This window comes from Vibrio sp. 2033 (genome assembly GCF_033339735.1).
Window position 1 is genome coordinate 1 of record NZ_JAWOVC010000255.1, and the last position, 787, is coordinate 787.

Below are 787 nucleotides of genomic sequence, written 5' to 3' on the forward strand. Positions count from 1 at the left end.
AACCGCGTACGCGTACTCTGAAATGTCATCCAAGTACATGCGTTTACCACCATGCGGATGCGTCGCGCGGCAGGCCAGAGCAAAGTCGTCCCGCCCGCCTTTTTTTTGAACCAGATGCTTCGGCAACTCCATAGGGAAATAGTTGATACCAAAGCGATTTCACCCGCATCGATTTTGTCTGGCGTGGTTTCCGTCCAGTCTTCGATCACCAAGTTAATAAACGGCGCTTCCTTGGCTAGCAGCTGAGTAAACGCGGCAGAAAACCATTGTGCAATGGACGAGTTGATCGCAACACGCAGCACACTGCTTTCGGTCGCAGGATCAAAACTATGAGAAACATTCACCAGCTTGTCGATGTCGTTGATGATCCCAGAAAGCTGCGCTTTGATCTCTTCGGCTTTCGGCGTGAGCTCCATATTGGTGCCCTTACGCACTAAAATGTCGTCGTTAAACAAATCCCGAATTTTACGCAAGCTTCGGCTCACAGCAGGCTGGCTGGTGCACAAACGCTCCGCAGCCGTTGTGGTGTTGCGTGTTTCAAGAATCACTGCAAGCACCTTGAGCAAATTGTAATCAAAGTTCATCAACGTTATCTCTTTAGCTTTTCTCAAAGCATATCACTTTTGATATAGACTAAATACTCACAATTCATTTCTGTAATAAACGGGTTAACGACTAAGCTTAGCTGGAAACATATCCTCGCAACCAAGTGGATGAAACCAGCAATGAAACAAAAATTACTCGTTACTCTATGGGGATTATCAGCGCTAGGAGCCAGCCCTGTAGT

General features: G+C 47.1%; 1 protein-coding gene and 1 pseudogene. Both read right to left on the reverse strand.

From position 1 onward, the window contains the following. Positions 1-584: pseudogene (locus tag R7P74_RS25925) on the reverse strand (LysR family transcriptional regulator); the annotation flags it as partial. Positions 585-607: 23 nt separating this feature from the next. Next, positions 608-787 (reverse strand): hypothetical protein (locus R7P74_RS25930; protein ID WP_318123526.1); only part of this gene is annotated, 180 nt, incomplete at its 5' end.